The sequence below is a fragment of the Nitrospira sp. BLG_2 genome, assembly GCF_049222245.1.
Window position 1 is genome coordinate 1 of the sequence record NZ_JBLYIG010000199.1, and the last position, 7,396, is coordinate 7,396.

At 52.0% G+C, this 7,396-nt stretch carries 6 protein-coding genes and 1 pseudogene; 5 read left to right on the forward strand and 2 right to left on the reverse strand.

The window, feature by feature from the left end:
- The 3 genes and pseudogenes from ACOSYY_RS05435 to ACOSYY_RS05445 form a co-directional block, all read left to right on the forward strand.
- Window positions 1–793: pseudogene (locus ACOSYY_RS05435) on the forward strand (hypothetical protein); the annotation flags it as partial.
- Between the two features lie 20 nt (window positions 794–813).
- Window positions 814–1,326 (forward strand): peptidylprolyl isomerase, encoded by a 513-nt coding sequence (locus ACOSYY_RS05440; RefSeq protein WP_526023286.1) that lies wholly within the window; start codon window positions 814–816, stop codon window positions 1,324–1,326.
- Between the two features lie 15 nt (window positions 1,327–1,341).
- Entirely contained in the window at window positions 1,342–2,082 is a 741-nt protein-coding gene (locus tag ACOSYY_RS05445) for a hypothetical protein (protein ID WP_421661250.1), read from the forward strand.
- 83 nt (window positions 2,083–2,165) lie between these two features.
- Here the strand turns inward: ACOSYY_RS05445 and ACOSYY_RS05450 are convergent, their stop codons facing one another.
- Complete coding sequence (locus ACOSYY_RS05450) at window positions 2,166–3,164, reverse strand: polyprenol monophosphomannose synthase (protein ID WP_421661251.1); 999 nt, start codon at window positions 3,162–3,164, stop codon at window positions 2,166–2,168.
- Between the two features lie 191 nt (window positions 3,165–3,355).
- Here ACOSYY_RS05450 and ACOSYY_RS05455 point away from each other — a divergent pair, with 191 nt between their 5' ends.
- Entirely contained in the window at window positions 3,356–4,705 is a 1,350-nt protein-coding gene (locus ACOSYY_RS05455; RefSeq protein WP_421661252.1) for an FAD-dependent oxidoreductase, read from the forward strand.
- Between the two features lie 30 nt (window positions 4,706–4,735).
- On the opposite strand, the gene ACOSYY_RS05460 is transcribed toward ACOSYY_RS05455, so the two are convergent.
- Window positions 4,736–5,596, reverse strand: a complete 861-nt coding sequence (locus ACOSYY_RS05460; protein WP_421661253.1) for an NAD(+)/NADH kinase — start codon at window positions 5,594–5,596, stop codon at window positions 4,736–4,738.
- Window positions 5,597–5,857: 261 nt separating this feature from the next.
- Here ACOSYY_RS05460 and ACOSYY_RS05465 point away from each other — a divergent pair.
- A partial coding sequence (locus tag ACOSYY_RS05465) for a Clp protease N-terminal domain-containing protein (protein ID WP_421661254.1) occupies window positions 5,858–7,396 on the forward strand: 1,539 nt, incomplete at its 3' end.

Below are 7,396 nucleotides of genomic sequence, written 5' to 3' on the forward strand. Positions count from 1 at the left end.
TGATCCTTTTATCTTGAGTTTGGCCTCCACGGAAGACGGAGCAGTCTATGCCGGTACGTTTCGTGGTGGAGTGTTTCGCTCGCGCGATGACGGGAACAGCTGGCAGCCGGTTAATGCGGGGCTCAAACGGCTTGAAGTCAAAACATTACTGACAGTGGACCACGAGCTTTTTGCAGGTACCGGAGACGGCGTGTATCGCTTGCATGGCTCCGAGGATCGTTGGACGTCTGTGACGTCGGGGTTAGACGATATTCTGGTCCATGCCCTCGCTCGCTCTGCGGATGGAACCTTGTTCGCTGGCACTTCCGGTAAAGGCATCTTTCGGTTCAGCCCTCGCTCGACCGGCTGGGTTCGTATGCGGCATGGGTTGAAAGACCACGAGGGAATGATTGAAAACTTCATTCGTGTTTTGGTGATTGATCAGGACCAGAGTATCTTTGCCGGCACGTTCGACGGTGGAGTCTTTCGCAGCACCGACGGAGGCCTGACGTGGCGACCAATCAGCCGGGCTCTACCCAACGACTCCATCAGGGGTATCGTATGTAGTGACCAAGGAGTGGTTGTGGCGACTGGGCATGGGATTTTTAAGACCGTGGATAAGGGCAGGCAATGGATTCCCGTCAATAAAGGTCTGGCGAACCTTGCCGTGCAAGTGTTGATCGGGTCGACGGATAAAGGTCTGTATGCGGGGACGAGCTCGGGGGTGTTTCGCAGCGATGATGGTGCCTCTTGGGTGGCCGTCAATCAGGGATTGGAGGCGGGAATAGCGCCCCCGCCATTTCTCTTTCGCTAAATCTAGAAAGGACGAATGTAATGGCTGATGGAGGCGATAGGATACGGGCAACGATTGCTGTTAAGGGTAAGGGGCAACCCGTGGGAGAAATTGTACTTAGGTTCTTTCATGATGTGGCGCCAGGCCACGTCAATAATTTCGTCAAACTTTCCCGAGACGGATTTTATAATGGGACGACGTTTCACCGTGTCATCCCTGGTTTCATGATTCAAGGCGGAGATCCCAACAGTAAGAATTCTGACCGTTCATCCCATGGAATGGGCGGACCGGGTTACAAGGTGAAGGCGGAGTTCAACAGTACTCCGCACAAGCGAGGCATCGTGTCGATGGCCCGCGCGAACGATCCGGATAGCGCTGGATCACAGTTCTTTATTTGTGTCGCAGACGCTAATTTTCTCGATTGGCAATACACGGTCTTTGGAGAGGTGGTCAGTGGAATGGAGGTGGCCGACAAGATCGTCAATATGAAGCGTGATGGGAGAGACAATCCGCTGGAGCGAGTTGAGATGACCGTCACGATCAGTGAAGGATGAGCGGGAAGGTGAGACGTGAGCTGCAAAGAGATCAATAATAGCAGAAGCCGGATGGTTGCCGTACTTCTCATGATTTATTCCGCACTGTCGGTCGGTTGCGCCGCTCCCCATGTGCCATCGCGAATTATTTATGAGGATCCGGTCAACTTTGTGCGATTGGAAGAGGACTCGGAAGTGCTCCCGGAATGGCCGCCGAGCCACCATAGCCATCCGTTCATGATCGAACCGGAAAAATTACGGACCATTTTGTCGGGATTGAAGGTACAGGAGCATTGGATTGCGTTGCAGCGGTGGATACGAGGAGAATCTCCCCTGGTTCCGGCCTTCACGGATGAAGAGTTGGACCTCTTGTCTGTACGCATATCGGAGGCGCTGGCGGAGGCGAGAAACAATGAGCGGGTTACCTTCTATTTGAGCCAGCCGCAGACATTCTCAAGACGAATTATCACGACGGGCGGACTGTATGTTCATGGGACTGAACTGCACATACTTCTGGGGAATTGGAGAATCATTTACGGCATCCCGGCTTATGGGATGATTTATGATCGGCGTTACCCTATGCGGCCGACTGCGGCGAAGGGATTCGATCTGATCTTTCAGCCGTCCCAAGCCGTGATTCCCATGAAGAGCAGCCTGCTGGACGGTATTTTGGCTAATGCGAAGGACGAACTCATCATCGATTTGGCGAAACTCGATCCGCCGGATCCGGAGGTTTCCCTCATAAGGTCATGTGTAACTCATGAGTCGCTGTGTTAACGGGCCGCCAAACGGTATGGGGCGCGTTCTAGTTGATGCGAGAAAAGGTCGCCGAAAGAAATGGAAAGAGGAAGAGAAACGTCTTATCGACCCCTCAGACCTAAGTAATACATTTTGGGTACTTCCGCCAGTGCTTCGGCGATGGACTGCCAGCCGAGCTTGCTCTGGCCTTCAATACGGTCACAAAAGCGGATGGGTAATTCGTCCACACCCGCACCCAGCCGTAGGGCTCGCCAGGCCAGTTCTACTTGAAAGATGTACCCTTTTGCCCGGACGGTTTCGAGGTTCATCCGTGCCAAGAGATCACGACGATAGCAACGGAATCCTCCCGTCCAGTCACGGATAGTGGAGCCCAAGAAGAGGCTGACGTAGGTGTTCCCGCAGCGAGAGACAAAACGGCGACTTGCGTTCCAGTTTTCAGTCCCCCCGCCGGGCACGTAGCGACTCCCGATTACAAGGTCGGCAGTCCGGCTGCGATGTACCAAGCGTGGCAGATCCCAGGGAGCATGACTGAAGTCACAATCCATTTCGATGATAAGGTTGTAATTGCGCTGCAGTGACCACTTGAAGCCAGCGAGATAAGCCGGTCCAAGTCCTTCTTTTTTCGACCGGTGTAGGACATGTACATGTCCATGCTTGCAACTGAGTTGATCGGCTAACTCTCCGGTTCCGTCAGGCGAGTTATCATCAACGATCAAGATATCGGTCACAAGATATTGGCCGATCGCCGAGACAAGCGCCTCAAGATTGGCGCGTTCATTATAGGTTGGAAGGACAATGACGATCGATTGTTTGAAATCGAACGGTGAGGCAGGGACCAGTTGTTTACCTGCCGCTACTTGGGCATACCCTAGATACTGGGTTTCAGCAGAATCGTGCGGACTGATAGCAATGCGTGCGCTGTCGGCACCTCGGGCGATCAGTTCCTCAGCAAGCTCGAAGTCTGAGACAGCGTATGCTTCATCTATGCTCAGTTCTTTGAGAGGAAGGACACAGTTGCTTCTGCGGACGGGACAGTAGCGTACGGGAGATGCCGGAGCTTTCTTGACTAAGTGCAGAGAGAGTGATTCGTCAGTGGGCATAGAGATTGTTCTGTAACCTGACCTGAAGACGGCGGCATTGTAAACGACAGTATGTACACCGGCAAGTCGAAGTCTCGCTTGGCTGTCTGTCGACTCACGCGCTTTTTGACAGTATGGGAAAGGCTATGCTACAGTCCGCGATCCGTTGATATTTCAGGTTTTTCTATACATAATTTCTTAAGGAACACGGTATGAGTGGGACACTGGCGCAAGTAGTTGTCGTGGCAGGAGCGGGACCGGCTGGTATGGCTGTTGCCAGCGCGCTCTCGAAAGCCGGCCACGAAATCATTATTCTCAATCGTGATATTAAATTCGGCGGATTGGCAGAATACGGGATATTCCCATCTAAGCTGAAACTGCGCGGGGGTCTCAAGAAACAGTATTGGGAACTTCTTCAACAGAAGAACGTCCATTATTTTGGGAATGTCTCCATCGGGAATGGTAAGGACCTCACGGTTGAAGATATGCAGGGGCTGGGTGCAAGCGCGATTGTCTTCGCGATCGGTGCGCAGGGAACCAAGGCCATTGGTGTCGAAGGGGACTCGGCTCACGGCGTGTTTCATGCAAAAGATGTGGTTTATCACTTCAATCGTTTACCGGGCTTTGGCGATCGCCCCTTTGATATGGGAAAACATGTCGCCGTGATCGGGGCGGGGGATGTGATGGTGGACATTGCTCACTGGTTGATTCGCTACAAGAAAGTAGAACGGGTCACGGCGATCGTCAGGCGGGGACCCGTGGAACGCAAGTACAATCCAAAGGAAATTCGCAGCATCTGTGCCAACATGGATCTCGAGGGGATTAAAGCCGAGTTTGAGCGCATCAAGGACCGTCTTGCCAAGGTTGGGCAGAATCCCGATGAAGTCCTACAGGCATTCACCGACGAGTTTACTAAATGCGAGCCGAAGCTGACCGAGACAAAGATGGGGTTCCGCTTCCTTGCATCTCCAAAGCGCATTCTGGTCGACAGCAATAATCGGGTTCGCGGACTTGAAATGGAAGATAACCGACTTGACCCGAAGGGTGAAGATACCGTCGCCGTGGGGTTAAAGCAGTATTATGAATTTTCCTGCGATTCGGTTGTTTTTGCTGTCGGCGACAAGGTGGATGAAACGGTTGGTCTACCTTATAAAAACGGGATGTTTACCACGAATCCCAATAAGACCGGTCATGATCCTGATGATGCACTCTTTCAGGCCTACGATGAGTCTACAGGCAAGGTGATGGATGGTGTATTTTTGGCTGGTTGGGCTCGAAAAGCTAGTGAGGGTCTCGTCGGCGTCGCGAAGCGTGATGGAGATTGGTGTGCGGAAATCGTCGAGCGCTATTTGGCGACTAAGAGCGGCAGAGACGTGAAAGTGGTGCTTGATCATGTGCACTCCCTTCTCCGAAAGCGGCAAAGTCGTCCAGTCGACGTGAACGGCTTACGGGCACTCGATGTGGCAGAACGCGCATTTGCCGGGAAAGTCGACTGTATCGGAGAGTTCAAGTTTTCAGCAAATCAAGACATGCTTGAATATGTTGACAAATATATTGGATAGGGGAGCGCACAGAGTCGTTGAATCGCGCCCTTATCCATGCCCCCATTTCAGTTTTTCCCGCAACACCTCATAGTAGTGGCTTTCTGGAAATCTAATCAGTCTCGTCCGATAGTCTGAAGCCTGAATTACTGCCGTATCTCCCTGTGTCATGGCAACGCCAACTTGCCCATCGAGTGTGGCCATCGATCCGTCGTCCTTACTCGTCAACGTCACTTCTATGACCACATCATCTGGTACGATTAACGGACGATGCGTCAATGTATGGGGACAAATTGGGGTTAAGATGAGCGCCTGAAGGGCGGGGTTCATGATGGGTCCACCAGCAGAAAGGGAATAGGCGGTAGAGCCTGTCGGTGTTCCGATGATCAGGCCATCACCACGTAGATTTGTCACGAACTGGCCCCCTATGGCGATCTGTAGTTCAATCATACGAGCGAGGGTGCCTTTACTGATGACGACATCATTGAGTACGATTCCTCGTGCGACTGTTTCTCCGTGCCGATGAACGTGCGTCGCTAGCATCAGTCGTTCGTCGAGAGTAAAGTCGTTAGCGAAAACCCGTTCCAGCGAAGGATAGAGGTTGTCCAGCCGCACCTCGGTTAAGAAGCCAAGCCCGCCCATGTTGACACCCAAGATGGGACTGCTTCGTTCTGCAGCCAGTCGAGCGGCATTCAGAATGGTTCCGTCTCCGCCCAGCACTAAAAGCACATCGGCCTTCTCGGCGAGTTGCGTTTTCTGAATTCCGCCAGGTTCGTTCAGTAACATTGCAGACGTTGTATCGAGAAGGACATTGATGCTGCGGGCTCGGAGCCATGCAACGACCCCGAGCAATGTAGTCCTGACTTCAGGAAACTTTGGTTTGGTGAGAATGCCGATACTTTTACTTTTCATGGATCGCCTAGGCGCGAGCGGTCAAAGGAGGGCGATTGTATCGGGATGCTTCTTTTTATGTCAACGCACGGTCAATCACATGAATGAGTTGCTCTGCAAGAAGAAAAGAAACAACGATCGATGTTTGTCATAAGTGCCATGCCGTCTTGTTATCCGCTCAACCTTGACTCTGAAGAATACTGTGGTTAGAATTAGGCCAAGATTTTTCAACGGTTTTGCTCGAACGCGGCCAAGGTTCGCATTCACGAGTAAGGAGGCAGGATGTTCGAACGATTCACGGACAAAGGTCGAAAGATCATCATCCTCGCTCGCGAGGAAGCCGAGCGGCATCAGAACGACTATCTAGGGACTGAACATCTCGTCTTGGCCATACTTCGTGAGTCCGATGGCATTGCTCTGATGATACTGAAGAAAATGGGACTCTCTACAGAGCAGATCAGGTTAGAAATCGAGCGAAATCTGCCTGGCGGAGGGACCACTATGACATTCGGGGAGATTCCTTTTAGCCCACGTGTGAAGAAGGTCATCGAATACGGAGTCGAAGAAGCCCGTTTGCTCGGTCACAATCACATCGGCAGCGAGCATCTTCTTCTCGGCCTTCTTCGTGAAGAGGAAGGGATAGGTGGAAAAATCCTTCGCAGTCTGGGCGCAAATCTGTTGACTGCACGGCAGTTAACTGTGACATTTCTGCGGAAGTCGGCTCCGCGCGAGCGTGATCGGAAGAGTAATACTCCGGCTCTCGACGAATTCGGTCGTGATCTGACTCAGTTGGCCCAAGAAGGTCAACTAGATCCGGTGATAGGCAGGGCCGATGAAATTGAGCGTGTACTGCAGATCCTCAGTCGAAGGAGCAAGAATAATCCTGTCCTGATCGGTGAATCCGGTGTCGGAAAAACCGCCATCGTCGAAGGACTTGCTCAACGGATTGTTCAATCTGAAGTTCCCGATAATCTGCTCTCTCGTCGGGTCATTGCCTTAGATCTGGGTTCTCTGGTCGCCGGCACCAAGTACCGAGGGCAGTTCGAAGAGCGTCTCAAGGTCGTGATGAAGGAGATAGTTCAAGCCGGCAATATCATCATTTTTATCGATGAGTTGCATACGTTGGTTGGGGCAGGAGCCGCAGAAGGGTCCATTGATGCCTCCAATATGTTGAAGCCGGCCTTGTCACGCGGAGAAATCCAATGCATTGGGGCCACAACGCTGGATGAGTATCGAAAGCATATTGAAAAAGATGGTGCGTTGAAACGGCGATTTCAACCGATTCATGTTCAACCGCCCAATCTCGACGAAACTGTCCGCATCATCCAAGGACTTCGAGACCGATACGAAGAACATCACGGAGTGGAAATCACGGAAGACGCCATCGTTGAGGCCGTCAAGTTGTCCGATCGGTATATCACCGACCGGTTCCTTCCGGACAAAGCAATCGATTTAATAGACGAAACCGGGTCACGGGCGAAGCTTCAGACCTATGCGCTTCCCACTGAATTGAAAGCGATGGAGCAAGAGCTGAAGAAGGTTTCGCGAGAAAAGGAACTCTCGATATCCATGCAGAATTTCGAGGAAGCCGTACGACATCGGGAGGAAGAAGAACGGCTCCGTAAGCTGCTCGACGAATCCAAACGAGAATGGAAAAAGAATCAGGAAAAGAACAAGCCCGTGATCGGCAAAGAGGATGTCGCCTACGTCGTTTCAAAAATGACCGGTATTCCGCTCTTTAAGCTGGAAGAAGAAGAGTCCAACAAGCTGCTGCGTATGGAAGAGTTTCTTCATAAGCGAGTCGTCGGTCAGAATGAGGCC

Coding starts and splice junctions, on each gene's coding strand:
- ACOSYY_RS05450 (WP_421661251.1), bottom strand. CDS start 3,164: ATGCCCACTGACGAATCACTCTCTCTGCACTTAGTCAAGAAAGCTCCG.
- ACOSYY_RS05440 (WP_526023286.1), top strand. CDS start 814: ATGGCTGATGGAGGCGATAGGATACGGGCAACGATTGCTGTTAAGGGT.
- ACOSYY_RS05455 (WP_421661252.1), top strand. CDS start 3,356: ATGAGTGGGACACTGGCGCAAGTAGTTGTCGTGGCAGGAGCGGGACCG.
- ACOSYY_RS05460 (WP_421661253.1), bottom strand. CDS start 5,596: ATGAAAAGTAAAAGTATCGGCATTCTCACCAAACCAAAGTTTCCTGAA.